Source organism: Gluconobacter sp. P1C6_b (assembly GCF_018811945.1).
GTDB lineage: Bacteria > Pseudomonadota > Alphaproteobacteria > Acetobacterales > Acetobacteraceae > Gluconobacter.
Window position 1 is genome coordinate 28,978 of record NZ_JACRVU010000018.1, and the last position, 24,999, is coordinate 53,976.

Annotated in this window: 24 protein-coding genes and 6 pseudogenes; 21 read left to right on the top strand and 9 right to left on the bottom strand. The window is 59.4% G+C overall.

Features of this window, described 5'->3' with window-relative positions; genetic code table 11:
- The first annotated feature begins 4 nt into the window (after positions 1-4).
- The 4 genes from trbF to KP701_RS12060 are packed head-to-tail and all read left to right on the top strand — an operon-like array spanning position 5 to position 3,088.
- Complete coding sequence (gene trbF / locus KP701_RS12045) at positions 5-688, top strand: conjugal transfer protein TrbF (protein ID WP_086646716.1); 684 nt, start codon at positions 5-7, stop codon at positions 686-688.
- Positions 685-1,686: a P-type conjugative transfer protein TrbG gene (gene trbG / locus KP701_RS12050; RefSeq protein ID WP_086646715.1), complete on the top strand. Its 1,002-nt coding sequence runs from the start codon at positions 685-687 to the stop codon at positions 1,684-1,686. Before trbF ends, trbG begins: the two co-directional genes overlap by 4 nt.
- Positions 1,683-2,858, top strand: coding sequence for a TrbI/VirB10 family protein (locus tag KP701_RS12055; RefSeq protein WP_086646714.1), 1,176 nt, complete (start codon positions 1,683-1,685; stop codon positions 2,856-2,858). Before trbG ends, KP701_RS12055 begins: the two co-directional genes overlap by 4 nt.
- Positions 2,855-3,088, top strand: coding sequence for a DUF2274 domain-containing protein (locus KP701_RS12060; protein WP_086646713.1), 234 nt, complete (start codon positions 2,855-2,857; stop codon positions 3,086-3,088). Before KP701_RS12055 ends, KP701_RS12060 begins: the two co-directional genes overlap by 4 nt.
- Before the next feature lie 2 nt (positions 3,089-3,090).
- Here KP701_RS12060 and KP701_RS12065 read toward each other — a convergent pair whose 3' ends face one another.
- Positions 3,091-4,005, bottom strand: a complete 915-nt coding sequence (locus KP701_RS12065) for a LysR family transcriptional regulator (RefSeq protein WP_086646712.1) — start codon at positions 4,003-4,005, stop codon at positions 3,091-3,093.
- Between the two features lie 318 nt (positions 4,006-4,323).
- Positions 4,324-5,220 carry an oxidoreductase gene (locus KP701_RS12070; RefSeq protein WP_086646710.1) on the bottom strand — a complete coding sequence of 299 codons (897 nt, stop codon included), beginning with the start codon at positions 5,218-5,220 and terminating at the stop codon, positions 4,324-4,326.
- Positions 5,221-5,319: 99 nt separating this feature from the next.
- Between KP701_RS12070 and KP701_RS12075 the strand changes: the two genes are divergently transcribed.
- Together KP701_RS12075 and KP701_RS12080 are read left to right on the top strand one after the other, a co-directional pair.
- Complete coding sequence (locus KP701_RS12075; protein WP_086646709.1) at positions 5,320-6,201, top strand: MurR/RpiR family transcriptional regulator; 882 nt, start codon at positions 5,320-5,322, stop codon at positions 6,199-6,201.
- A complete protein-coding gene (locus tag KP701_RS12080) occupies positions 6,201-7,061 on the top strand; it encodes a DMT family transporter (RefSeq protein WP_086646708.1) in 861 nt (286 codons plus the stop codon). The genes KP701_RS12075 and KP701_RS12080 overlap by 1 nt, the downstream gene beginning before the upstream one ends.
- Positions 7,062-7,469: 408 nt before the next feature.
- On the opposite strand, the gene KP701_RS12085 is transcribed toward KP701_RS12080, so the two are convergent.
- The gene (locus KP701_RS12085) at positions 7,470-8,357 is read right to left on the bottom strand and encodes a LysR family transcriptional regulator (RefSeq protein WP_086646707.1); all 888 of its coding nucleotides are present in this window, start codon (positions 8,355-8,357) and stop codon (positions 7,470-7,472) included.
- A 102-nt stretch (positions 8,358-8,459) separates the two neighbouring features.
- Between KP701_RS12085 and KP701_RS12090 the strand changes: the two genes are divergently transcribed.
- The 3 genes and pseudogenes from KP701_RS12090 to KP701_RS12100 form a co-directional block, all read left to right on the top strand.
- Complete coding sequence (locus tag KP701_RS12090) at positions 8,460-8,861, top strand: SDR family oxidoreductase (protein ID WP_086646706.1); 402 nt, start codon at positions 8,460-8,462, stop codon at positions 8,859-8,861.
- A 370-nt stretch (positions 8,862-9,231) separates the two neighbouring features.
- Positions 9,232-9,384, top strand: a pseudogene (locus KP701_RS16335) (AraC family transcriptional regulator N-terminal domain-containing protein); the annotation flags it as partial.
- Positions 9,385-9,433: 49 nt separating this feature from the next.
- Positions 9,434-9,658, top strand: a pseudogene (locus tag KP701_RS12100) (aldo/keto reductase); the annotation flags it as partial.
- Between the two features lie 18 nt (positions 9,659-9,676).
- On the opposite strand, the pseudogene KP701_RS12105 reads toward KP701_RS12100, so the two are convergent.
- Together KP701_RS12105 and KP701_RS12110 are read right to left on the bottom strand one after the other, a co-directional pair.
- Positions 9,677-9,883 (bottom strand): annotated as a pseudogene (locus KP701_RS12105) (DUF1348 family protein); the annotation flags it as partial.
- A gap of 36 nt (positions 9,884-9,919) precedes the next feature.
- The gene (locus KP701_RS12110) at positions 9,920-10,681 is read right to left on the bottom strand and encodes an SDR family NAD(P)-dependent oxidoreductase (protein ID WP_086646705.1); all 762 of its coding nucleotides are present in this window, start codon (positions 10,679-10,681) and stop codon (positions 9,920-9,922) included.
- A gap of 89 nt (positions 10,682-10,770) precedes the next feature.
- Here KP701_RS12110 and KP701_RS12115 point away from each other — a divergent pair, with 89 nt between their 5' ends.
- Positions 10,771-11,670 carry a LysR family transcriptional regulator gene (locus tag KP701_RS12115; protein WP_086646704.1) on the top strand — a complete coding sequence of 300 codons (900 nt, stop codon included), beginning with the start codon at positions 10,771-10,773 and terminating at the stop codon, positions 11,668-11,670.
- 436 nt (positions 11,671-12,106) lie between these two features.
- Here KP701_RS12115 and KP701_RS12120 read toward each other — a convergent pair whose 3' ends face one another.
- The gene (locus KP701_RS12120) at positions 12,107-12,670 is read right to left on the bottom strand and encodes an SDR family oxidoreductase (protein ID WP_225198965.1); all 564 of its coding nucleotides are present in this window, start codon (positions 12,668-12,670) and stop codon (positions 12,107-12,109) included.
- Between KP701_RS12120 and KP701_RS12125 the strand changes: the two are divergent.
- Both KP701_RS12125 and KP701_RS12130 read left to right on the top strand, forming a co-directional pair.
- Positions 12,593-13,978: pseudogene (locus KP701_RS12125) on the top strand (hypothetical protein); the annotation flags it as partial. The gene KP701_RS12120 and the pseudogene KP701_RS12125 overlap by 78 nt on opposite strands.
- A 378-nt stretch (positions 13,979-14,356) precedes the next feature.
- Positions 14,357-14,761: a VOC family protein gene (locus KP701_RS12130; protein WP_086646732.1), complete on the top strand. Its 405-nt coding sequence runs from the start codon at positions 14,357-14,359 to the stop codon at positions 14,759-14,761.
- 410 nt (positions 14,762-15,171) lie between these two features.
- Here KP701_RS12130 and KP701_RS16575 read toward each other — a convergent pair.
- A protein-coding gene (locus KP701_RS16575; protein WP_143296479.1) for an IS5 family transposase occupies positions 15,172-16,001 on the bottom strand; the annotation gives its coding sequence in 2 pieces (ribosomal slippage) (positions 15,172-15,614 and positions 15,614-16,001; 831 coding nt in all).
- 385 nt (positions 16,002-16,386) lie between these two features.
- On the bottom strand, positions 16,387-17,190 hold the full coding sequence (locus tag KP701_RS12140; RefSeq protein ID WP_086646701.1) for a helix-turn-helix domain-containing protein: 804 nt from the start codon (positions 17,188-17,190) through the stop codon (positions 16,387-16,389).
- 76 nt (positions 17,191-17,266) lie between these two features.
- On the opposite strand from KP701_RS12140, the gene KP701_RS12145 reads away from it, so the two are divergent.
- The 9 genes and pseudogenes from KP701_RS12145 to KP701_RS12185 all read left to right on the top strand — a co-directional run bounded on the left by KP701_RS12145 (position 17,267) and on the right by KP701_RS12185 (position 24,543).
- Positions 17,267-19,327, top strand: a complete 2,061-nt coding sequence (locus KP701_RS12145; protein ID WP_225198912.1) for an FUSC family protein — start codon at positions 17,267-17,269, stop codon at positions 19,325-19,327.
- Complete coding sequence (locus KP701_RS12150; RefSeq protein WP_086646700.1) at positions 19,324-19,539, top strand: DUF1656 domain-containing protein; 216 nt, start codon at positions 19,324-19,326, stop codon at positions 19,537-19,539. Before KP701_RS12145 ends, KP701_RS12150 begins: the two co-directional genes overlap by 4 nt.
- The gene (locus KP701_RS12155) at positions 19,536-20,432 is read left to right on the top strand and encodes an HlyD family secretion protein (RefSeq protein ID WP_086646699.1); all 897 of its coding nucleotides are present in this window, start codon (positions 19,536-19,538) and stop codon (positions 20,430-20,432) included. The genes KP701_RS12150 and KP701_RS12155 overlap by 4 nt, the downstream gene beginning before the upstream one ends.
- A 20-nt stretch (positions 20,433-20,452) precedes the next feature.
- Complete coding sequence (locus KP701_RS12160) at positions 20,453-21,823, top strand: efflux transporter outer membrane subunit (RefSeq protein ID WP_086646698.1); 1,371 nt, start codon at positions 20,453-20,455, stop codon at positions 21,821-21,823.
- 104 nt (positions 21,824-21,927) lie between these two features.
- A pseudogene (locus KP701_RS12165) lies at positions 21,928-22,311 on the top strand (transposase); the annotation flags it as partial.
- A gap of 66 nt (positions 22,312-22,377) precedes the next feature.
- Positions 22,378-22,515, top strand: a pseudogene (locus tag KP701_RS12170) (IS5/IS1182 family transposase); the annotation flags it as partial.
- A gap of 696 nt (positions 22,516-23,211) precedes the next feature.
- Positions 23,212-23,481, top strand: a complete 270-nt coding sequence (locus tag KP701_RS12175) for a hypothetical protein (protein ID WP_086646730.1) — start codon at positions 23,212-23,214, stop codon at positions 23,479-23,481.
- Positions 23,482-23,839: 358 nt separating this feature from the next.
- Entirely contained in the window at positions 23,840-24,190 is a 351-nt protein-coding gene (locus KP701_RS16350) for a hypothetical protein (RefSeq protein ID WP_225198914.1), read from the top strand.
- A gap of 29 nt (positions 24,191-24,219) precedes the next feature.
- Positions 24,220-24,543 carry a hypothetical protein gene (locus KP701_RS12185; protein ID WP_225198915.1) on the top strand — a complete coding sequence of 108 codons (324 nt, stop codon included), beginning with the start codon at positions 24,220-24,222 and terminating at the stop codon, positions 24,541-24,543.
- Between the two features lies 1 nt (position 24,544).
- On the opposite strand, the gene KP701_RS12190 is transcribed toward KP701_RS12185, so the two are convergent.
- Positions 24,545-24,733 (bottom strand): hypothetical protein, encoded by a 189-nt coding sequence (locus KP701_RS12190; protein ID WP_075624223.1) that lies wholly within the window; start codon positions 24,731-24,733, stop codon positions 24,545-24,547.
- Positions 24,734-24,999: the final 266 nt, after the last annotated feature.

Consider the following 24,999-nt stretch of genomic DNA (forward strand, 5'->3'; position numbering starts at 1 on the left):
CGCGATGTTCCGTCGCTCCACCACACGCTATGGGACCACGCCCGAGCCCGTGACACCCTATCAGAAAGCGGCGCAGATCTGGGACGAGCGCATCGGCTCCGCCCGTGTGCAGGCGCGCAACTGGCGGCTGATGGCCTTCAGCTCATTAGTCCTGTCCGCCGGACTGGGCGCGGGGGTGGTTTGGCAATCGGCCCGTGGCACCATCACGCCGTGGGTGGTGCAGGTCGATCGGCTGGGGCAGGCGCAGGTCGTGACTCCGGCAACAGCGGGTTATACGCCTGCGGACCCGCAGATCGCGTGGTATCTGGCGCAGTTTATTGGCGATGTCCGCTCCCTGTCGTCCGATGCCGTGGTGGTCCGGCATAACTGGCTGCGGGCCTACGATTTCACCACCACGTCCGGCGCTGTGGCGCTGAACGACTATGCCCGTCTCAACGATCCCTTCTCACGCATTGGGCATGAGCAGGTCGAGGTGGACATCGCCTCGGTGATCCGCGCCTCGCCCGGCAGTTTCCGTGTCGCCTGGACCGAGCGTCATTACCGCGATGGCGCTTTCACCGGCACCGAACACTGGACCGCCATCGTGTCGGTCGTGCTGCGGACGCCTCGCGACGCCGATCATCTGCGGAAAAATCCTCTGGGTATCTACGTCTCTGGCATCAACTGGTCGAAGGAGCTGGGCCAATGATCCGTCATGCGCTTCGTGTCCTGCCGCTGCTGGTCCTGCCTCTGGCCGGATGCGCGCAGCAGTATCACCCGCCGGTCATCCGTTACGATGACGCCGTGCAGGCGACGCGTCTGCCCGATCCGCCGAAACCGGTGCAGGTGGTGGAAGTCCCGAAACTGCTTCCCCTGCCGGGGCAGCTTAAAGCTCTTCCGGTGCGACGGGCTGTTCGTCCTCCTCCTGAGGTTCCTGATCCGACCGTGCGCGTCACGGAGGCCAATCTGGCAGCGCGCATCCAGCCCACGCGGGCCGGGTTCATCAATGCCGTGCAGGTCTATCCCTACAGTCCGGGGGCGCTTTATCAGGTCTATACCTCGCCCGGCGAGATTACCGACATCATGCTCCAGCAGGGCGAAAAGCTGGTCGGCACCGGCCCGGTCGCCGCAGGTGACACTGTGCGCTGGATCATTGGCGATACCGAAAGCGGGGCAGGGACGACGAAGCGCATCCATATTCTGATCAAGCCGACCAAGCCGGATCTCACGACCAACCTGATCGTCAACACGGACCGGCGGACCTATCTTGCCGAATTGAGGTCAACGCCAGCCACTTATATGGCATCGGTCTCCTGGAACTATCCCGAAGACGATCTGATCGCCCTGCGCCGGCAGGGCAGTGCGGCAGAGGACGAAGCGCCGGTGGATGCGGGCCTCACTCTCGACGCCCTGAATTTTCGCTACGCCATCCAGCCGGTGAAGGGCGGCACACCGGCCTGGCTACCCAGCCGGACGTTCGATGACGGGCACAAGGTCTATATCGCCTTCCCATCGGGAATAGGGCAGGGAGCACTGCCACCCCTGTTCGTGCTAGGGGCCGATGGCGGACCGGAACTGGTCAATTACCGGGTTCGGCAGAACTGGATGATCGTGGACCGCCTGTTTGCTGCTGCTGAATTACGGCTGGGAGACAAATACTCCGAGCAGCGGGTGCGCATAGTGCGGACGGATGGCAGGAAGTCATGAGTGGGGAAACCCCGGCAGGCGAGGGTAATCCTGCTACACCAGCAGTATCCCCGCCACCCGATCTGCGGCTGCGGGCGGAACGCCCGCGTGTGGTCCGGTTGTCGCGCACCGTGGTCTGGTCGTTGGGAGGTGCCGCCATGATCGCGGTGGCGTTTGCCCTGGGCTATGCGCTGGAAAGCAGCCACCAGGCTCCCCCTTCGACGGAGGCGCAGGACGTGGACGCGCATTCGTCCGCCGATGGTCTGGCAGGGTTGCCGTCCGACTATGTCGGCAAGGACGTGCCGAAGCTGAGACCAGCGCTGCCCGGTGATCTTGGGCATACCATCCTGCACGTACAGGAGCAGGGAAAGGCCGTGTCAGGCGGCGATGACCGCCGTGCGCAACAGGAGATCGAGGCTGCGATCGCCAGCCGTCTGTTCGTGCAGACGGGGGACCGTGACCGTGGTGCCGACCAGTCCTCACCCGCGCCAACTGCTTCCGTCTCTCAGGCAAACCCGTTACCTGCGACCGACCCACAATCTGGCAACCGCGCCTTTCTGGCGGGGCAGCCCGACCGCATGACCGTCAGCCCGGATCGCATCATGCCCCCGGCGTCGCCTTATATCCTCCAGGCGGGCACTGTTATCGCGGGGGCGCTGAACACCAAAATCAGCTCCGACCTGCCGGGCCAGATTATCGGGCATGTGACCCAGAACGTCTATGACAGCCCGACCGGCCGATTCCTGCTGATCCCGCAGGGGAGTCTGCTGTTTGGAGCCTATAACAGCGGCATTTCTTTCGGGCAGCAGCGCAGCCAGATCATCTGGACCCGGCTGATCTTCCCGAATGGTGACAGCCTGGTGCTGGAGAAGCTGCCGGGTGGCGACGCCATCGGTCAGTCCGGCCTGTCCGATGAAGTGAACAATCACTGGGGGCAACTCTTCAAGGCCGCCATCGTGACCACGCTTCTCAGCGTTGGTTCCGAGGCCGGAACCAGCCAGAGCGAGAACAATCTGGCCCAGGCTATCCGCTTCGGGGCCAGCAACGGCTTCTCGATGGTTGGCAACCGGCTGATCGATCGCAGCCTCAACGTCCAGCCGACCCTGACCGATCGGCCGGGGCTGCCGTTTACGATTCTTGTTGGACACGACCTGTTACTCAGGCCTTACCAGAATGGAGGACGTCCACGATGACAGAGTTGAAGATCCGCGAGCTTCCCGACGAGAAACTGGTGAAAATGACCGTGGCGTTACCACCTGACGTTCATCGTGATTTGCTGGCTTATGCAGCACTTCTTTCCGGTAGTGATGGGGCAACGGACCCGGCACGGCTGGTCGCACTCATGCTTAGGCAGTTCATGATATCAGACAAGGGGTTCGTCAGAGCACGGAGAAAGGAAAAAGCGGTAGTGTCGGGAAGATAGTTTCATGCTCTACGGTCTTCGATATACCGGGCGAAGCTCCGGGCGCAGGGATTCCCATTGTCGGGTCGCCAGACGATCCCGAATTCCAGATGAGACGAACCGTTCGCGTCACGTATGTCCGTAATTGCGACGCCGTGCCCATGCTGATCATGGGCAAGCGGCAGCCACGATGCCGGGAGCAGGGCGATGCCTTCGTTGTTCTGGACGAGTGCTATGATCCGGTTGCTGCCGATATCATGGCGCCGGATTTTCGGGTGCATATCTGGTTCGCCAAGTTTTCGTCGGACAAGTTCCTCGAAGTCCTGACCCGCGTTATCCCGTCCGATTAGGAATATATCATGCCGTAGATCAGGCCATGAGATTACGCGCTGGTTTGCCAGTGGATGACTGACCGGGAGTGCTGCTACGATGCGGTCGCTCCACAGTGGTGTGACCCGCAGGGCTGGAGTCAGATTGCGGCGCGTGACGATCGCGAAATCAATCTGTCCGCGCTGGAGGCGACGCAAAAGCCTTTTGCCTGTGCCCTCGGAATAATGGAAGACGACATCGGGATGTGTGGTGCGGAACTCGGCCGTGAAGGCGGAAAATCGTCCAGGCAGGACGCAGGTCTGGATGCCGACGGAGATCTGCCCGTGCTCGCCCTTGCCCGTTCGCCGTGCGCGGGCGTTCATACCCGCCACATTGTCCAGAATCGTCTGGGTCCAGCGGACGAACTCCTCACCGAAGACAGTCGGAGCGGCACCCGCCGGGGAGCGGGTGAACAGCCTGACATTCAGCCGCTCCTCCAGGTTGTGTAAGGACCGGCTGACGGCTGACTGGCGAGTGTTCAGGAAACGCGCCGCGCCATGGATACTGCCATGCTGTGCGATTGCTCGCACGCACAGCAATTGCCAGAGGTCGAATGGCGGCCGTTTCATCTGGAGTTAAAGTCGGCTGGTGTGAAGAAGGTGCGATGCAGCCTCTTCATCCGCCGCCATCCTGAAAGGATGGGACGCCGTCCACCAATTGCGGACGGTGATCCAGGGCAGAACATTCATACTATCCCACGCTGCGAGCGTGGGATAGTATGGCTGGAGATCGGTGCTGGTGAGCAGTTCGTATACGCAGATTAGCATGGAGACTGAAAGATCCAATCTCGGATCAAATGCTGGGAAGCCATTCAACGCCTTTCTTTGCCATCGAAATCAGATCGCAAAAATTTTAATCAATAATCTTTCGATCGTTTCATCCATGAATTAGCCTGGGCCATCGCTTGCGACCGCGAGAAGTGGCACAATCACATCGCTGATCGGCGTCGGGATCCCGTGGGCACGACCTCGACGCAAGACGACACCGTTGCGGATATCCCATTCAAGGGGTCGACCCGCTTCACGGTCCGTAAGAATGGACGTGCCCATGTCAGAAGGAGATGCCTGAAACTTGTCGAGGATCGCTTGAGGCACCTCGTCACCAAGTTCAGCGCCCTCGGCGTGAGCCACGGCCAGACATTCCCGTAGATAAGCGAGCGTAAGTCTGGCGATGTCCGACCGGCTGAACATGCCTGAGCGCCGATGCGTAAGCGCCATGAGGCCGGCCGCCGCGTTCTGCAGCAGCTTGCGCCAGGACTGAGAGAGGAAATCCCCGGCCAAGTCTACGGAACAGCGGGTGCCACGCAACGCCTCGACAACGATGTGTGACGCCGACATGTCTGGCAGGGTAAGACGCACATCCCCACGCAAGCGCACCGAGCCATCGGCCTGCGCCTGAACAGGAAACCACACGACAGCAGGTATGACCTGCGTATGCGGACAGTGTGGCCCAACGCGCTCCACCTGTTCCACCCCGTTTTGCAGCACACACACGACGGTCCCTGGGCGACACAATACTGACAGCCATTCTGCCGCCGCCTCGGTTTGCGTGTCCTTGACCGCGAGGAAGACAAGGTCAGCACCCCAAGCGATTTGTCTGGGGTCAGTCCTTACCGGTCCGGGGACGGTGATGAGGCAATCGTTGTCCTGAAGTATCAGATGCTCTCGCGGAGTGCGGCCACATAACACCGGAGTGTGGCCAGCTTCATATAGCGCCGCCGCGATCACGGTGCCGATTGCCCCGGGACCTATGACAGCCACAGCGGTATTCCTGTCCGTATTCATGAAAACGACCTCCCTGGCGACACCTTCGGCTCATATGCAATGCATTGGCGCACATGGAGCTTGTGCGCTCGATGCGTGTTTTGTAATGTATTACACATCATGATTGATTTATGTAATAAAATTTCGGATTCTGCGGGGCGGCTGGGCCAATGGCTCGGCGGCATTCAGGCACGCACCGGCGACCTCGCTGCCAGCGAGGAGAAGGTGGTCGCACTCCTGCTAACCGATCCCTTGTTCGTCGGCACCAGCACGACTGCGCAGGTAGCCGCCCGCGCTGGCGTTTCAGCACCAAGCGTCATCCGCGCCGCGCGTGCAATCGGGTTCGGCGGCTTCACGGAACTCAAGATTGAGATCGCCCGTGCCCGCGGCACGGCCGAATTCTTCGCACCTTCTGAAACACTCACGGCGGATGCGACGACCGCCACCGTGCTCGAAACATCCATTCGTGCGGGCACCGACGCTCTGATGGCGCTCGGCGGCGCCGTCGACACGACTGCGCTCGACAAGGCCGTTGCCTCTATCCAGAGTGCCCGCCAGGTGATCGCCTTTGGCGCGGGTCCGTCAGCGACGGTTGCCGCCGACGCGGTGTTCCGCCTGCGCGCACTTGGCGTGACGACCATCGGCATCCCGGATTATTTGTCGGCGATGATTGCCACGCGCCTGCTCGGCCCGGGCGACGTCGTCATAGCTGTCAGTTCGACGGGTCGCACGCCAACGACGCTCGGTGTCGCCGATGCAGCTGCTGCCGCAGGAGCATCGCTTATTGCGGTCACCAATCAGTACGGCACACCGTTGGCCACCCTTGCGGACATTGCACTGGTCGTTGGTGGCGCACCACTGCCGGCACAGATGGCCGCCGCCGGCAGCCGACTGGCCCAGCTCGTCGTCATCGACGCACTGGCCGCAGCGCTTGCCTTACGCGATCCGGAGCGTAGTAGAAGAGCGGAGCGAGCGGGCATCGACCTGCCCGATCTTGCCTGATGCTGCCGAGTACCGTTGCAATAATCCTTGTCGCGGCGGTCGCCCATGCGATGTGGAACCTGGCTTCGAAATATAAGCGGGGCGATACCCTACTGTTCGTCTGGACCTATACCGGCACCTCGGCGCTGTTGTGTGTGCCAATCTGCGTCGCGCTTGTGATCACGGGGCAACAGGTGCTCCACTGGCGGCTCGCCTTGGGCGCGACCGTCTCGGCGGTGCTCCATATCGCATACTCCCTGATCTTGCAGGTCGGATATGACCGCGCAGAGCTAGGCGTAGTCTATCCGGTAGCACGCGGTACGGGGCCATTGCTGACGATGCTCTTCGCGGTTCTCCTGATGGGAGAACACCTTACTGCAGTCGCGATGCTTGGCGCTTCCCTGATCATCGCAGGAATCCTCGTTGTCACAGGGAATCCGTTCAGGCGCGCAAGTCACCACCCGCTTCAGGGTGCATTATGGGGTGCTGCGACCGGCGCGACCATTGCTGGCTACACTCTCTGGGACAGTTATTCAGTAAATTCGCTGCATCTCGCACCAATAAGTTATTACACCGGCACGCTGCTGCTACAGGGCATATTGCTAACGCCAAGCGCACTTCGTCGGCGACATCGAATCCCGACTGCTGTCCGCACAAATGCCATGCCGATTCTTATTGTCGCCGTGCTTTCCCCTCTGGCCTACATCCTCATACTCAGCGCCATGCAAACGGCGCCTGTGGCGCTCGTTGCGCCCCTGCGTGAGTCGTCCATCGTTATAGGCTCTCTTCTCGCCTGCTGGCTCTTTCACGAGAACCATCTCGCGCGTCGGATCGCGGGGGCTGTCGTCGTACTGATCGGGATCGTGGCCGTCGGTCTGTGATGCCTTTACCGATGCCGGATTATTGCTTTCTTTATTGTCTCGAATGAGGCGGCTCAAGAAGTGTCGCCCGGCCCGACCGTCATGTAAACGCGTCATGCGCAGACTTGGCTAGTGACTGGTAGAACATGATTTCTGCAGGGTGACTCTTTCCTAGGTGGACCTCTTCTGGTTTGATCGGTGTCAGCAGTTGCGACTGCAATGAGGTTGGCTACTTTTGTTTTAAATAGAACGCTCAGGCACTACGAAAATTGCACGGGGCTAGAACGTCCCATCCGTCAGAAAACAGGCGGGTATAGACGTCATCAACGACTTCTCGATCCTCCTAAATAAAGCCTATGTGCAGGACAAATTTTTGCGAATCTGATACAGTGCTCTCTTGCGGCGTGTCATGCTGTTAGGTGTTTGCTGTCACAGAAAAGCCGCCAACTCCTCCGGCGAGCCTTCGGGAAATGACTTCTGTAGATAGGTCAGGAACGCCGATACCCGTGCGCTCAGAAGCCGGCGTGTCGGGTAAAGTGCCCACAGATGCGTCTCTGGCCCCGCCGCATCTCCCCAGTTTCGAAGTCGGCCAGCGGCTAGGTCCGGACCTGCCAGCGAAAGCGGCAGGCACCCGACGCCGACGCCCAGCCTGACGGCGTCGGGCACCATGATCATCGAAGACAGCGACAGGATGGGGTTTATCGTCATGACCGAAGGCCCGTCCGTCGACATGACTGTCCACTCCTTCGAAGGATCGGCCCCGCCCCGGATCACGGCCGGGACCGCCGTATCGCGCGGCCGCATCGCGACGTCCGGTGCCGCCACGATTACCAGACGGTCGCGAAGAAAGGGTCGACCGACCAGAGTCTCGTCAGCTCGGGGGTTAACCCGGATCACCATGTCATAGCCTTCCTCGACCATGTCGATTTCTCGATCGTCGCTTGTGACTTCCAGGCGCACATCCGGGTAGTCCTTCACAAAGCCGGCCGCGATCTTGCCCATCGCCGTCTGCGCAAAGAGCAGCGGGACGCTGACCCGCAACCGACCTCGTGGCTTTTCACCGCCCGAGGCGATCGCATTGGCCGTCTCCTCTAACTCGGTCAACAGCCTGCCCGCGCGCTCGAACAGGGCCCGACCTTCCTCCGTCAGTTTGAGATCACGCGCGCCCCGTTCGAACAAACGAAGGTCCAACGCGGCTTCCAGATCCGACACACGTCGCGACAGCGTGGCCTTGGGGCGATTGGCGGCGCGCGACGCGCGTCCGGAGCCCCCATGCCGGGCGACGAGCGTGAAATCCGCGAGCGCGAGGAAATCCATGCGTTCCACCTTTGAGATGGTCTGTCCAAATTAAGCGACTATTGCCTGATCAATGGATCACTACTTTCGGGTCGTCAACAACGACATCAGGGAGATGCACCAATGACCATTCTTGTGATCGGAGCGACCGGCCGCGTTGGCCGCCATGTCGTCGACCAGCTTCTCCAGCGCGGCGCGACCGTGCGCGTGCTGACCCGCGATCCCGCCAAGGCGAATTTTGCGACAGGCGTGGAGGTCGCGCAGGGCGACCTGCTCGACATTGACGCGCTGCGCGCCGCCTTGGCCGGCGTTGACGCGATGTTTCTTCTCAATGCGGTGACTGGAGATGAGTTCACCCAAGCCCTTATCTCCCTGAACCTCGCCCATGAGGCAGGTGTTGATCGTGTAGTCTATCTGTCGGTGTTCGACGCCGATGCCATCGTAATCGACACGATCAGTGATGCCGAGCGGCGCGAGTGCCCGCGTGTAGAAGGCGATGGAGCGGTCGAGGTCGGCAACAGATAGGAAGACGTGGTCGAGCATTTCTGATCTCCTGTTCAGACGACGTAACCGCCGGCGACTTTGATCGTTTGCACTACCTTGACCGCCTGCTCCGGATTGCGGTTACAGGTGTGGATGACGCGGCTACCGCCGGTGATGATCGTGATTTTCATAGGGTGTTCTCCGCTACTTTTCGAGTGATTTGGAGATAGCTGTTGAGCCAGTTCGCGGCAGCGCCTGATCCTCTCTCGATTTTGCCTATTCCTGCTTTGCGTTTGCCGCGACCACACGAGAGGCGCACAAGAGGCACATGGAAAACCAGCTTGTAGAACTGCGTCACCTTGCTTCAATCGCCCGGAATAGGCGTACCGAGACCGGTATCCCGCGCGTGGCGATGGTGCAGGGAGCGATACCAGAGCACGAATTGGCAGCGGTCTATGATCCGATGATCAACATCATCCTGACCGGCAGCAAGGCGATGACGATCGGCGAACGGACAATGCGATACGATCCGGCTAGCTATTTCGTGATGTCGCTGGATCTGCCCGCTGTTGGCGAGGTGTGTCCGGATGCTGTCGGCAATCCCTATCTGGCCGTCAGGGTCTATTTTGGACACCATGGCGAAGAAATACGGCGCGGAGCCGAGCCAGATCGCTCTTGCCTGGGTTTTGAAACGCAGCCCGGTGATGCTGCCAATTCCGGGCACGTCCAAAGTCGCCCATCTGGAACAGAACGTCGCTGCCGCAGACATCTCGCTGTCAGATGAGGACTTCGCGGCTTTGGATGCCGAAGGGCGCAAGGCGTTCCGCTCAACGCCGTAAGGAAGCACTTCCGGGCAGTTACAGTCCCAGTGCCGAAAGGGCGGGATGGCTGTCCGGACGCCGCTTTTCAGGCCAGTGGAACAGGCGGCTAGCAGCTGAAATGGACTGGTCATTGATAGACGTAGCGCGGTAACGCATCAGCCCGTTTTCATCGAACTCCCAGTTCTCGTTCCCGTGCGACCTGAACCACTGCCCGGACGCATCCCGCCATTCATACGCGAAGCGGCGTATGCTCACTTACGGCATCTCTTCCCGAACTGATCAGATGTGGATGCCACCTGCGACCTCGATGCGTTGAGCGTTGACCCATCCAAGCTCGTCGGACAGTAAACTCGCGATTACCGGTCCGACATCTTCAGGTCCACCTACGCGCCCAAGCGCGGTATGTGATGCCAGCGCCTTGTTGACTTCAGGATTGTCGCGCACGATGCCGCCGCTGAAATCCGTTGCAATAGCCCCGGGGGCAACGACATTTGCAGAGATGCCGCGCGGTCCCAGTTCAAGCGCCATGTAGCGTGTTAGTGCTTCGACAGCCGCTTTCATCGGGCCGTAAATCGTCCGACCCGGGAACGCGAAGCGCGCGAGGCCCGATGAGATATTCACGATCCGTCCGCCGTCGTTCATCAGTGGCAGCAACGCCTGGGTTAGCAAATACGGGCCTTTGAAATGTACCGCGAATTGCGTGTCTAACTCGACCTCCGTTCCATCAGCCAGCGTCGCGGTAGAGGAAATGCCAGCGTTGTTAACCAAATAATCGAAGCGCACCGCGCCCAAAATTTCCAAAGCCTTACGCACATTCACCGTGAAGTGCTCAAAGCTGGCCGCCTGGCCCACGTCAAGCTGAAGGGCCACCGCTTGTGCGCCGGCCTGCCGGATCGCCTGGACCACTTCGTCCGCTTCGCCGCGACCCGTGTTGTAGGTGATGATCGAGGATATTCCGCGTTGAGCCAGTCGTAGAGCGGTATCGCGCCCTATGCCACGGCTTGCGCCAGTGATGATCGCGATACGGGTTTGATTGTTCATGATTGATCCCCTTCGACAGGAGACATAAGGGCATTCATTGTGCCATATAAGATGGTTATTATCCGACATGATGTACGGATTATTGAACAATGCGCATTGATTTTGCCGGGACGCGTGCTTTCGTTGCCGTGGCTACTGCCGGAGGTTTTCGGGAAGCAGCCAAGATAACGGGCATGAGCGCGTCAAGTCTCAGTGGGGCCGTAAAGCGGCTCGAGGATCAACTCGAGGTCCGCTTGCTCAACCGGACGACACGGAGTGTGGTCACAACGGAAGCCGGTGCCCAACTCCTGGAGCGCCTGCAACTGGTGATGGTTGAGATGGAAGCGGCGCTCGAAAGTGCCAATGATTTTCGCATTTCTCCCAGCGGAACGATACGTCTCAACGTCCCTTTGGGGGTCGCACGTCTCATCCTCCCTCGTATCTTGCCCGCATTCTCGAAGGCTTACCCAGAAGTGCGGGTTGAAGTCGTTGCGGAGCATGACCTCGTGGATATTCTCGCCGTAGGTTCCGACGCGGGCATCCGCTACGATGATCGCCTGACCAAGAACATGGTCGCTGTACCGATTGGACCTGAGTGGCAAAGGTTTGCAACGGCAGCCTCTCCTGACTATCTTGCCAGTCATGGTCGGCCCGAGCATCCGCATGACTTGCTTGACCATCAGTGTCTGCCAGCAAGCGTGCGGGGCGGTGCAGCGTTGCCTTGGGAGTTCGAGCGGGCGGGTGAGGTCGTCAAAGTTGACGTGACCGGGCCGGTAACGGTTGACGCGAATGCGATTGACCTGGCCATTGCAATAGCAGTCGAGGGAGGCGGAATTGTCCACCTCTATGAGGATTGGGTGCGGCGCGAAATCGACAGCGGTGCTCTTGAGCCGATCCTCTTACCATGGTGGCAGAGCTTCAAGGGGCCTTCGCTCTACTATCACGGGCGCGACCATGTTCCTGCGACGCTTCGAGCCTTTATCAGTTTCATCAAAGAACGAAGATGGTAAGCAGCTATTACCTCTTCACTGCGCCGAAGGCGATATTCCGCTACCGGCCACAACTTGGCCGTGAGCGATCGTGCTTTTTATGCCCGCTATGTAGGCGACTACCGCCGCTCTGTTCTGATTTTCTCGAACAGACAGGAGAATTGGGGGGGGGGAAGGCGACAGTCCGCTTTTGGGGAACGGGTTTGATAAGTAGCCATCAGCGGACGCTACACCGACTTTGCTTGACCCCACACACCAAATCCCTGATCCGATCACGATGCCCGGTCGGCGGGCTTATCTGGCGGATTTCTTAAAAGCGACGGGCTCGCCATTGGCCGACACCGCCGCTTCGAGCGAGCTTTTCGAGGTCCGTTGAGCCTGTAGGCAACCATGGCGACGAATTGAACGGAGGATCGATGGGTTCTAACGAGAACCCATCGACTGATCGCACCTGACCCTACGCTGTCTGATAGCGAGGTGCCAGAACACTCCGCGACAGGTCCGGCGCCATGGCCAGACGTGCCTCTGTCATCGCAGCAAATTGCGTATCGTCGGGGAGCGAGGGGATCGTGATCGTCTCGCGCCGATCGAAGCCAATCATCGCAGCGTCGACGACATCGTTGACGTCCATGACCATTTCAGCGGGCAAGGCACCAAGATCATTGCCGGCCCTCTCCCAGATTTCGGTGCGCGTAGCGCCGGGCAAGATCGCCTGGACAAAGACACCACTGTCTTTGAGCTGGACTGCGAGCGACTGGCTGAGATTGAGGACAAAGGCCTTGGTGCCGCTATATACGCCGTCCATGATCTCCGGAACCAGCGCCAAAACTGACGCTATGCTGATGATCGATCCGCTACCACGCTTGGAAAAGGTCCTAGCGGCCACTGCAGCGAGCCGCATTGGAGCGACAACGTTGAGCTGAACGATCCGCGTCAGTTCGTTCGGACCATTTTCCAGCAGCCCATGTCCGAGGAAGAAATCGCGGCCGCGTTCTTCGTTGTGCCGGCCGTGGTCAAACAGCGCCTGCGCCTCATGACTGTGTCGGACAAACTGCTCGAGATCTACGAGCAGGATGGCATGAAGCTCGACCAGCTCATGGCCTTCTCGATTAGCGATGATCACACCCGTCAGGAGCAGGTCTGGGAGATCGTTTCCCAGAGCCACAATCGCGAGCCCTATCTGATCCGCCGCATGCTGACGGAAAAAACCGTGCGAGCCTCGGATCGCCGTGTCCGCTTCGTCGGACTGGATGCTTATGTTGCCGCTGGAGGTCCCGTCATGCGTGACCTGTTCGAGGCAGACGATGGCGGCTGGCTGCAGGATCCGACCCTGCTCGACCAGTTGGTGATGGAAAAATTGCAGGAAGCTGCCGAACAAGTCCGCGCCGAAGGCTGGAAATGGGTCGAAACCGCGCTGTCCTTCCCCTGGGGGCATACACGGGACTTCGCGGAGATTGACGGGACGCCTGTTGCGCTTTCGGAAGAAGAAGCCGCCCGCCTGACCGCGCTGCACAGCGAGCAGGAAACGATCGAGGCGGAATACGCGCAGGCCGATGAATTCCCCGAAGACGTTGATATCCGTCTGGGCGAAATCGAGCAGGCCATTGAGGCGCTGGAAGAACGCCCTGTGTCCTTCGATCCAGCGGATATGGTGCGGGCAGGGGCCTTCGTCAGTCTGGATACCGACGGCACGTTGCTGGTCGAGCGGGGCTTCGTACTGCCCGAGGATCTGCCGGCGGAGCCCGACGACGGTCACGACGAGTCCGAAGGATATGATGACGCGCCCGCTCATCACTGCACGGGTGACGATGTCGAAGAAATTGGGACGGAAGATACGTTCGATACGGAGCCCGAAGAAGACGGACTCAAGCCGCTTTCCGACCGTCTGCTGACCGAACTGACGGCCTGGCGCACGCTGGCCCTGCTGGCGCATTGCCTGTCTTTCGGGATCAACGCGCTGCATGAATCGTCCCATGGCCCGTCTTTGGCACGCAGCGTCAGGGAACGGCTGGCGCGAGCCGACCGTCTCGCCACCGCGCTCGCGCTTGATCTGGTCGAAGCGGGCTGGCAGCCAACGGTGGAGAACTATCTGGGCCGTGTCACGAAGGCCCGTATTCTCGAAGCCGTACGCGAGGCGCGGGGAACTGAGGCAGCCGGGCGTATCGCACATCTGAAAAAGAACGACATGGCGCAGGCGGCCGAAAGGCTGATTGAGGGCACCGGCTGGTTGCCCGAGGCTCTGAGGACGAAAGGACTGTCTGCGCAGATGAAAACTGATGAAGTCCCTGATTACTCAGCAGACGGGCCTGCCGCGGTCGCTGCGGAATAGCATTTCCCTGAATGAAAATGGCGGCTTCCGGTTTCCGGGAGCCGCTTTTTTCCATGCTGTCATGCTACTCGGCAGTGCTTTTGCTTCCGCCCTCATGTCGGTCATTTCTGTTTTCCAATGGGCGTCTCGTAAGCGGACATAACTGAAGATGGTGCTTGACCACTGCTGCTGGTGTCAGCAAAGTCGTTTTAGCCTAAAAAGACAGCGATGCAGGTATGGTGACAACCTGTGGTCTCTTCAGAGACAGTCACGCTTGAGCGAATAAACCCGCTCTTGGCCATGGCCGGACACGACGAGGATAGGCCTCGCCCGTGGTCGGTCGTCGTTGTCCATCTTGCGACCGGCTCGTGTCCGTCTCACCAACGGAAAGACACAGTCATGAAGCTGAACCATATCAATCTCTACAGCCACGATACCGAGGCTGATCGCGTAATGTTCGAACAGTATTTCGGCCTGCGCACTCTCGTTGTCCGTGGGATCAAAATGGCCATCATGCAGGACAATGATGGGCTGGTTCTGATCGTCAATCATTTCGATAACAAGCTCGAAGGCTTTAATTACCCCAGGCAATTCGACATCCTGCACATTGGTTTCATCCAGAAGTCTCGCGAGGACGTCGATGCTCTCTATGAGCGCCTAAGCGCCGATGGCTGGGAGGTGCAGGCTCCACGCAACGCACATGGCGCGTGGTCCTTCTATTTTAAAGCGAAAGGTGGTTATTTCATCGAAGTGACGACATTAACGCCGGTTCGCCCCGAAGAAGCGTATCAGGGAGCTCCATGATAATGCTTGGCACGAGAGGCTGAGTAATTGGCCGACCTTCATCAACTATACGGATCATACGTCTCTTAGCACCTCAAAGTCAGTGAACTAGGTGGTGGTCTGGGTACGAGCCGTAAGCTTATTTCCATCTCGATCGCGAAGGTAAGCAACGAATGCTCCGTTTGGGCGCTCAATGGGCGGGCTTTCTATGCTGGTTCCGCCATGGGCGATACCGGCGTCATGCCACGCAACAACATGGCTGGGACTGGCGGCGGCAATGCCAATGGTCCCGCCATTGGCAGCCGTCGCGGGCTCTCCGTTTATCGGCGTTGTGATCATCAACCGTCCCCCATTGTGTCTGTAGATGAGACGACCTCTGGAATCCATTTCGCCAGGGACGCCCTCTAAGTGTCCGTCCAAGATCATTGTTTTTAATTACAGATCTTTCTGAGCATCAATCGAACTGACGCCCATCGGAGGAAAGCGAGTGCATTGCGATTGAGGCACTCCCAATCCTTGCTCAAGCGTCGGCAGCGGTTCAACCAGGCGATGGTGCGTTCCACGATCCAGCGCTTGGGCAATACCACGAATTTTCCGACGTCACAGCGCCGTACGATCTCGACATTCATAGAACGGCAGACTTGAGCCAGTCCCTGGTGAAACTTTGCTCCCTGATAGCCCGCGTCGGCGTAAAGTTTCAGAAGGAACGGATACAGTCCGAACAATGTCGCCATCAGCATGACACCGCCATCACGATCCTGGATATCGGCCGCGTGGACCGTTGCCTCCATCAACAGGCCCTGCGTATCGACGAGGACATGCCGCTTCTTGCCCTTGATCCTCTTGCCGGCGTCAAAACCGGACGGATCGATGCGCCGCCCCCTTTTTCAGCACTCTTGACGCTCTGGCTGTCGATGATCGCCGCTGTCGGACTGGCCTCACGGTCCGCCTGCTCCCGACACAGGACGTAGAGCGCATGATGCAGACGGTCGAGTGTTCCGTCATGCTGCCAGCGGCAAAAATAGTAATTCACCGTGCTGCGCGGCGGGAGGTCTTTCGGGATCGCGCGCCACTGGCAACCCGTTCCAAGAACATACATCAGGCCATTCATGACCTCCCGTATATCCACTGTCCGCTTGTTGCCGCCACGCCGGGCAGCCGGGATCAGGGGTTGGATCAGCGACCATTCCTCGTCCGTCAGATCGCTTGGATAGCGAAGCTGGCTCCGGTCATATCGGGCGCGGTTCTCGGCGGTCCACATCAGCAACTCCTGCGAATCGGGCGCGCTGACAGGGAATCACAAACGATTCCAATGATTCAAGATGATCTTGGACGGACACTAAGGCGGCAAATGTTGCGTCATAGAAAGCTCTCGCCCGTTCGAGGTCATTGCTGCCAATCATCACGTGGGTGAACATGATTCTACTCCTGAACTGAGAACAACAGAATATCCGATATCAGTCCGCCAAAGCATCCTTAATAGATGGATGGGTGACGGGATCGAGGAACTATCAAAGAGGCTTCTTTAGGCCTGTTTTTTTGACTCAAAAGACAAGCCTTTATGGTTTTGGGTGGTAAATGCGGTCTTTTCTTGGGCAAATCCAAGGTATGACTGGCAACCTGGTCAAAATTCAGTTCTCCTTCGATCAGGAAAAGTGCTCGCGACCGTTTGCACTAGGCAAATACCGCGAGGGCGTACTGCCAACAGCCTTTCGAAACATCGTAATAAACGCATTGACGGACTCATAACCGAGTATGGCCGCAACCCGCTGCACGCTCGTGCCACTCGCCAGTTCACGGAGCGCGACGACAAGATGAAGCTGTTGTCGCCACCGACCAAATGTTAACCCGGTTTCCTGAACCATCAGTCTGGCCAGAGATCGTTCGCTCATCGCAACACGTTGCGCCCAGTCGGCCACTGTACTGCGATCTGATGGCCTGGCTGTCAGCGCATCAGCAATGGCACGAATTTTGGTATGCTCTGATACGGGCAGGTTAAGACCCTGTCGTGGCATGTCGGCCAATTCGTCGAGCATTACGCGCGCCAGTCGGGCGGCATGACTATCTGGAAGATAATCTTTCGGCTCAGCAGCCAGACGATCAATCATCGTTCGGATCATCGGCGTGATCTCCAGCGCACAGCAATGATCGGGGAGGCTACTCGCACCACTTTCAACGAAGAGATAATCGACCCGGGCGTTCGCAGTCGCCCGGGCACTATGCGGCACCCCGCCCGGAATCCAGATCCCGCAGTTCGGGGGAACGATCCATACGTTTTGAGCGGCGGTGCAGGTGACGGCGCCATAAGATGCCAGAATCAGCTGTCCTTTTCGATGGATGTGCGTCGGCACTTCGGATGCATGATCAGCAAAATCGAGCCTGTGGGCGATTGCGGTTGCATCTGAAGTGTCCGGGTCCACGGAAGCGATAGCTGAGGAGCGGTACGACATCGGATTGGCAGCTTTCAGTGATTGATTGTCTGGATACCTAATTTACCCAGTTGTTGCAACTTATTATCAACAAGGCATGACATTCAGGCCCTTCTGGCAGGACGGGTGGATCAGACCCGCGTTGATTCTGCCGCAACTCATCGCCCAGCTTCGTAACCCAACCCTCAGGGCGGACGGTGAAGCACTGCTCTTTTCCGCCAAGAGTTTCGCTGCCGCGATGCTGGCTTATTTCATAGCGCTTCGCATTGGATTGCCGCGCCCTGCCTGGGCGATCGTCACCGTTTATCTCGTGTCGCAACCCACGGGGGGCGCCTCGCTCAGTCGTGGTCTCTACCGTCTGATGGGCACTCTGGCCGGGGCGCTCGCGACCGTCACAATCGTTCCGACCTTCGCCAACGAGCCAGTGGTGTGCAGTGCGGTGCTCGCAGGATGGATCGGTCTCGGTCTGTTTCTGTCGCTACTCGACCGCACGCCGCGCTCTTATGCCTTCGTGCTGTCCGGCTACACAACCAGCCTGATCGGCTTTCCTGCTGTTGCGGCGCCTGCCGCAGTCTTCGACACCGCCATCGTGCGCGTACAGGAGATCGCACTGGGCATTCTGTGTGCTGTGGTGATCCATCGCTATGTGGTCCCCCGACCGATGACCGGCCAGTTTCAGGCCAAGCTGACAGCAACGCTGCATGATGCCCGAAAACTGGCCTGCGACGTATTGAACAATGTCTCGGAAAGCTCATGCCGCGATGATCGCTACCGAATGGCTCTGGACCTGCTCGCGCTCAGAGGACTGGCGACACACCTTCCTTATGATCCGATTACCACACGTCTAAGCCGCTTAACGTTGCGCCCTTTACATGATCGTCTGGCTCACCTGTTGTTGCTCCTTGCCGATGTTGAGGAACGGATTTCCCTCATTCATGCGCCTGGAATGCCTGAGGAGCTAGCGCAGTTTTTGTACAGAGTTCGCAGATGGATCACTCTGGACACGCCGAATGATCGCGGAACAGAAGCGCACAGATTGTTCCAGAATGCCCGTTCGCTCGACCATGCCGATGACGCCACCTTGATCGATGGCCTTGTCGCCAACATAGCCCGTCATCTCGCCGAGCTCGTCGGTTTCCTTCACGATATCGAACGGCTCGGCGCCGAAGCCAGCGCAACAGAGTCATTTCAGGGCTCTGAGAAAACGACGGGCTATATCTTCCACCGCGATCCGATGATGGCGGCGCGGGCAGGTCTGGGTGCCGCTTTGGGGATCCTCCTCGGCTGCTTTTTTTGGATTTGGTCTGCATGGCCCGATGGAGGGCTGGCCGTATCGGTATTGGGTGTCACCTGTGCCCTGTTCGGCAATGTGGACGCACCGGTGCCGTATGTCCGAAAATACATGCTTGGCTCGGTCTATGGTATCGCGATCAGCCTGATCTACAGCTTTACCGTCCTGCCGCGTGTCTTCGAGTTCTGGGTGTTGATCGCGGTCCTCGCACCGGCGCTTCTATTCGGAGGATCGTTGCAGGCTCGGCCGTCGACCGCCTTCATGGCGCTTGGCATCACGCTGACTGTCCCGATCCTCGTCGGGTTGGGTCCTGTTTATGGCGGAGACTTCGCTGAGGCCATCAATAGTAGCATCGCGCTGTTAATAGGGGTCAGCTTCGGAGCGGCAACTATGACGTTGTTCCAGACCGTCTCCCCAGATACTGCGATCAACCGGTTGCTAAGGCTCGGCCGCCGAGACGCGGCCTATCGCGTCCGAAGCAGGGTTTCCGCCAAAGCCGTCTGGACCAATCTGACAATCGATCGCATCGCCCTGCTGCGACCCCGTCTAAGTCTTTCGGCGCGGCCGACAACGGAGACGATCGACATGATTGTGCGTGACCTTCGCATCGGTCACGCAGTGAGCCGTCTTCGCGAGCAATTCGACCAGTTGGAAAGTGAGCCCCTCAGTGCCATCCAGGTGCTGCTGCTCGATCTCGCGCACCATTTCGACAGAGGTTCACCATCGGTCGACGAACTGAATACGCAGGTTGAAGAGCTGATCGCGCGCATTGTCGTCGGAACGGGCGCGCACCGTCACCTGCTTGATCCACTCATCGACCTGCGTTTCGCGCTTTCTTCCGTCCAAAACAGCGAGGCCAGAGCATGATTCCGGACCTCTGCATCAGTGGCGTCTTTGTTCCCGGCTTGTTGGGAGGCGCCTTCATCGCCTTGGTAACCACCGTTGCGTTGCTACGTCTGCTCACCGTCCTCGGCGCGTGGAGAGTGTTTTCTATCCGGCCGCTCGTCGAACTTGCCGTCTTCACCATTCTGTTCAGCCTGCTCGCGCAGGGTCTCTCCACCATCGGATCCTTCCCATGAAATTCCTCCTCACCTTTCTGGGCCGCCATGCCTTGACACTTGGGCTCGTCGTCATCGCCGCTGCCGTCGCGCTCCATCTGTGGGAAAGCAATCAGCGCACGCCCTGGACCCGTGATGGCCACGTACGGACTGACGTCGTACGGGTTTCGACCGATATTGGCGGTCTCATCACTCAGGTTCTGGTCCATGACAATCAGGTGGTGCGCCCTGGACAACTCCTGATCGTCCTTGATCGACCGCGTCGGGCCGCGGCGCTCGGACGTGCAGAAGCCGCCATAACGGAGGCAAGGGCGCAACTCGATCTGGCGCGCAAGGAGGAACGACGCGACTTGGCCTTACGCGATCTCGTCGCGACGGAGGCTCACGAGCAGAACATCGCAAAGGTCCGGACGGCGGAGGCAGCGCTGACGCGCGCACTCGCTGACCGGGACGTGGCCCAGATCGACATGCAGCGCACTGAAATCCGTGCAACAGTCGGGGGCACCGTCACCAATCTCGACCTTCATCCTGGTGATTATCTGGCCGTTGGCGTCCAAGCCATGGCACTCGTGGACGCCGAGACGTTGCGCGTGGAAGGGTATTTCGAAGAAACCAAACTGCGCAGTGTCTCCATCGGCGATCGCGCGCGCATCCATCTGATGGGAGACGATGCCGATATCGTCGGTCATGTCGAGAGTATTGCCGCCGCAATCGCCGACGACCAGCGCGACAACACCGGAAATCTTCTGCCCAAAGTCGCGCCAACATTCTCATGGGTGCGGCTCGCTCAACGCATTCCTGTCCGTCTGCACATAGACCGCGTACCAGCGGGCACGAAGCTGATCGCAGGACGAACAGCGACGGTGGAAATCCTGCCCTCTACATCCTTGAGCGTGGCTGGGAGGCGCCTGTGAGATCTGTTTTCGCCCTGTGTATGGCGCTTCTGATGACGGGCTGCGTTACTGGACCGGATTATCGTATTCCCGAGGTGGCCATGGCCAATCGCCCTGGAGCGACGCAAGCGCTGCTTGGCAACAAGAACGATGGCGTGGTCTCGGCGCCGCTGCCACCGCATTGGTGGCGTCTTTATAAGGATGCCCGGCTCGACGCCTTCGTCGCCGAGGCACTGACTGCAAATACTGATCTTCGCACCGCAGAGGCCAATCTCGGGAGAGCTGACGCGCTTGTACGCGAAGCAGAGGCAGCACGCACCGTAACCACGGATCTCAGTGGGCAAACTATTGGCTCGCGGATCGGAGGTCCGACCCGGTTTCTGCCAGCGCCTTTCAGCTACGCGTTGGGTATGAACGTCAGTTATCCTCTCGATCTGGCGGGAGGCATCCGTCGCGCAATCGAAGAGGCTCGCGACCAGTCAGAGGCGGCGCAGGCAGCACGCGACCAAGTGCGTGTGATCGTAGCTGCCACTGTCACGCGTAATTATGCTCGCGTTTGTGCTGATGGCGTAGCGCTGGCCGCCGCGAGACACGTTGTGGCAGTGCAACGCGCGACACTTGATGTCGCGTTGCGTATGGCCAGCGAGGGACGCGGCACGCGCTTTGATAGTGAACGCGCGCGGACGGCAACATTCGCCAGCAAAGCAGCCATTCCAGACATCCTCGCTGATCAGAAAACAGCGTTATTCGCATTGGCCGCCGTCATGGGGCGCATTCCATCGGACTATCCGCGCGATCTGGAGGCATGCACTACTATCCCGTCGCTTGCCCTGCCGCTGCCGGTTGGCGACGGAGCCGCGCTATTGAGGCGTCGCCCCGACATCAGAAAGGCAGAACGCCTTTTCGCCGCAGCGACAGCCGGCATCGGCGTCGCCGAAGCCGATCTCTATCCCCAGGTCAGCCTTGGCGGCTCGGTGGGGAGCACCACGTCGATCACTCACGCCCTGACGTTGTCGTCGTTTGGTTTGAGCGTCGGTCCATTGGTCTCGTGGTCGTTCCCTAATCGGGTCTTGGCGCGCGCGCATATTGCGCAAGCCGGCGCAGAAGGCCGTGCTGCGCTTGGCACGTTTGATGAAACGATTCTACTCGCATTAAAACAGACTGAGACCGCCCTGTCTGTCTACATGCAAACACGTGAGCGTCTGGGAGACCTGGAGCGGGCGGCGAACTCCGCTGGCAAGGCGAGCGCCGATGCCGAAACACTGCAACGCTTCGGCCGCACGCCATTCCTCGACGTCCTTAACGCGCAAGCAAATTACGCCGACGCGCAGGCACGCCTGTCATCCGCCCGGATCGAACTTGTTGATCGGCAGATTGATCTGTTCCAGGCGCTCGGCGGTGGTTGGGAGTGATAGTGGTCTGTCTGGACATTATACCAACGGCTATTATGTGTGACTCATCTGTGAAGTGACGTGTCCGGCCTATTCTGATTCTGTCTTGTGAGGGAGGATCGGAGATGGCTGGTGCGATTGCATTGCGGACGGATTATACTGCTGAGGCGCTTCGGCGGCTTGCCTCTCGTGCACGGGAGGCGAATGTTGCACGGCGCCTTTTGTCACTGGCTGCGGTGCGGGACGGTGTCAGCCGAGGGGACGCGGCACGGATTGGTGGCATGGACCGGCAGACCCTGCGGGACTGGGTACACCGGTTCAATGCTTTGGGGCCAGATGGCCTGTGGGATCAATGGCGAAACGGCTCTGTCTGCCGCCTGACGGGGGATCAACAGGCGGAACTCTCGGCATTGATCATGACAGGCCCTGACCGAAACCGGGACGGCGTGGTCCGCTGGCGCCGCGTTGATCTGAAGCAGGTAATTGAGGAGCGCTTTGGCGTCTCGTATGGCTTTGTTGCACAAATGGTGTCGAAGCGGATTCACGGCGTGAAACCAGTCTGGTAGCTGGGTGTCATGAGCAAGTCGAAGCCCACCCGCTACCGTACGACGAACTGGTGTTCCTACAACGCGTCCCTGAAAAAGCGCGGATCGCTGACGGTGTGGTTTGATCCTGTGATGGTCTGGGAAGGCCTGCCGACGGGGCGGAGAGGTGGCCCCCATCGAAAGCCGCGGTTAGTTTCTTCCGTCTGATTGTTAGAAAGGCGAACGTCTCGGACATGGCGGGTATGGCTCGGCAAGATCAGCTGAGTGGTGCGCTCTCAACACCAAATTCCAGCCATGGCAGTGTAGCTGTTTCCGGGGCCAGGGGCCGATATCCAAGGCTGCTGTGGGGGCGGACGTGTTGTACAACGCGTCCGTCCATATGGGGCGACAAGCCACAGAACGCCGACTTCGCTGCATATTACCGGTGACAAATCCAGCCCGTTACAGCGAAATCTCGCTGGAAACCTACCTTCCGGCGGTTCAACCATCGGGAGCAGATCAATCCCACCCCATCAATAATGTCCAGTTGAGGGCATGTTCGGCGCAGGGTCGAAATCAACAAACCCATGTAATTTCTGTCCGCAATACCGCTACAGAAAATAAACACAAATACAAAGAATAAAATTATTCGTGAAAAAGAATCTGCATTTCGTGCCCCCTTGACGAGGCATGCATCTCTTCCAATCTTGCTTTCGCTGGACGCCATCGGGTCCGGCATAGGCTCTGTGAGCCAGACAACTGAAGTCCATGTTGCTTTAATCGGAGGATGTGGATGTCGACACTGAAAGGACTTTATTCCCGCTATCGCCGCTCCCTGCGCACAGCCGCCCGGAGATGGCGCAACCGACTGGAGGGAGGCGTATCATGGTAACGCACCCCCTTTTCGGAGACGATCCGCTGGCTCCGCGTGTCCTCTCCATGCTCCGCCGCCTCGGTCACGACGGACGTGGCGTGACGCTGACGTCTCTGGTGGCCCATACCGGCATACCGGGGATCAGACTTCGCGCCACGCTGGAACGTCTGGTCCAGGCGGGCGCGGTAGCCCCTGCCGGGTGTGATCCCCTGGCTTCTGATCTCGCGTTCCGTCTCCACCTGCGGGCAAGAGCCTCACCGCCAGTTCCGGTCGCGGCGTAAGGCACCGAACGCGCCGGGCGGATCAGAAACGCCTTCTCCGAGCGGAAACGCCGTCTTCTCTGGAACGACCGCAGGAACGAGAGGGTGGAGCGGGGCCTTCTATCGGAGGCCCCGCGTCTCTGAAGGTGAAGTCGAAAGCAGCGAGAACAGGGAGATGTCGAGTTTTATCCATTTTCTCAACCTGAAGGCGCTTCAGGACTATTGGAATAACCATCCTCCCGTGCCCCGTTCACTGGGGACAACGCGGTCAGTTTGGTCACACTCCGCGGGAGAGACGGAGCGAGCGGAACAGAGTGCCAAGCAACCTCGGCGCCTTCGGCAGAGGGAGAGACCACACGTCGCTGTCGGTCTCGTCCTCATGCTGCTGGTCGGAATGGCCTCGCCGGCATCGGCTCATGCGCCGCAGGCTATGCTGTCGTGCGAGACAGAAAAGCAGCCGGTGAACATTCCATCCATGCCACTGGCCCGCGCCATCGAGATGTTGGGCCGGCAGACCGGGTGCCCGGTCCTTGTCGACCCGCCCCTTATGGACGGCCGGACCTCGGCAGCCGTCAAGGGCGCCTATACGCCTCAGGCAGCCCTCCTGCATCTGTTCGGGTCCGTGCATGTCGACGTCACTGCCACTGTTTCGGGCTTGAGTGTCGGCCCTCTGGATGCGACGGCTCTGACATCGGGCGACACGCGCGCCGGCCTGAGGACTGCATCATGACTCTTCACACGGACAGGCCGAACAGAATTATGTCGCTTCCGACCGTTCAGATCGGCACAAAACTGGCGGCCCTGCTGACCGACTATCTTGGCGACGAGGAAAAAGACCGGGGATATGACGGCCTCATGCGTCGGGCGGCTGACCACCGGGTTTACGATCGGGTTTCTCGCTGGAGAACCGCGTCAGACCCGGAACCAACGACCGTCGCCGTGGTCCGAAAACTCCTGCCTGTCGCTGACCGCACGCACATGGCCAAGGCCCTGGGCTGGTCGTTGGGAGCCCTCGAAACCCAGCTGACACCGGCTCTGACCTGGATGTGCGCCGGGAGGGCCACAAGCCCTTCCGGAGACTGATTCAATCCGCATGGGGGTCCGCATCCACATCCGAGGGATCGAGCGGTTCGACCAGTCCTTCCTTGTCCGGGTCAATTGGCGGCTCCTCTTCGTCAGGCGCCGGACGCGGGCGCTGTTCCTTCTCCCGAGAAGGAAGCGGAGGCGGTTCGAACGGGCGGTGAGCGCCCATGATCCGTAACGTGTCCTGCATGGGGACATTCTCCATCGCTAAAAGAAAAACCAGACCCAGGACGTGGGAACTATAACGCAATTAATAGATGGGAAAACGGCTATGGAAGACCGCTCCATGAAACGTTCCTGGCAGAGCAGGGACTGGTCCCGCCTCATCAAGCTGTTCAGGGGCCTGACATTCTACGAGCGTTTTGAACAGGCGATCATTCTGACCCTGATTGCGCTCATCATGCTGGTCACCGCCATCGCGACGATTCATCTGATCGGCGCGGTATGGCATCTGGT